1 protein-coding gene is annotated in these 804 nt (G+C 44.2%); it reads left to right on the top strand.

The genetic code is table 11. The features are described 5' to 3' along the window. Nucleotides 1-139 precede the first annotated feature (139 nt). Nucleotides 140-769 (top strand): carbonic anhydrase family protein, encoded by a 630-nt coding sequence (locus WEIDD23_RS10110; RefSeq protein WP_010372594.1) that lies wholly within the window; start codon nt 140-142, stop codon nt 767-769. The last annotated feature ends 35 nt before the right edge of the window (nt 770-804 follow it).

The raw sequence follows: 804 nt of genomic DNA, 5'->3' as shown, positions 1-804 counted from the left end.
AGCGCCAACCGCATTTTACGTCAACGCCTTCCGCCGAACCTGAGCGAAAAATAAAGATTTAGTAGCCTATTTTCCGGACTGATGATAAACTAAAAGTATTCTGAGGAGAGAGAAAAACTTCAGAAGGAGGCCAAGTGCCATGCAAAAGCTCAATTATGATGCGCAGGAATCTTGGTCAATGACATCAGGTCGCATGCAATCACCAATCGCTATTCGCACTGCGGAGACTGATCTGATTGACTATCCTGCGTCATTAAATTTGGCGTATGATTTTACCGGGCAATATGTCCACGATACCGGCCAAGGTGTCGAAATTGGGTTAACTGGGACGGCGGTAATCGCTAACCGTCCATTCCAGTTGCAACAGTTCCATATTCACGCCCCAAGCGAACACACGCTTGATGGCAAACAATTTGATGCAGAAGTTCATTTTGTTCATCAAGCACCTGATGGTCGTCAAGCGGTCATTGGGGTGTTCTTACAAATCGGCCAGGCATCCACAACTTTTGCCACTATTTTAAGTCGCATCAATGATGATCATTCATTCAAATGTGACGTCACTGACATTCTACCCACAAATCGATCGTACTACCACTATATCGGTTCATTAACGACACCACCGTTGTCAGAGAATGTCGAGTGGTATATTTTAGCCCAACCAATGACAATATCAGCTGATCAATTAGCGGCCTTCCATGTGCATTATGATTACAATAATCGCCACATCCAACCACTAAACGGTCGGCCAGTATTATATTACAATGAATAAAAATAAAAAGGGCCGCCACATTTGGCGGTCCTTTT

Origin of the sequence: Weissella sp. DD23, assembly GCF_001579105.1 — a bacterium.
GTDB classification, from domain to species: domain Bacteria; phylum Bacillota; class Bacilli; order Lactobacillales; family Lactobacillaceae; genus Weissella; species Weissella cibaria.
This window is presented reverse-complemented; position numbering and strand designations above follow the sequence as displayed.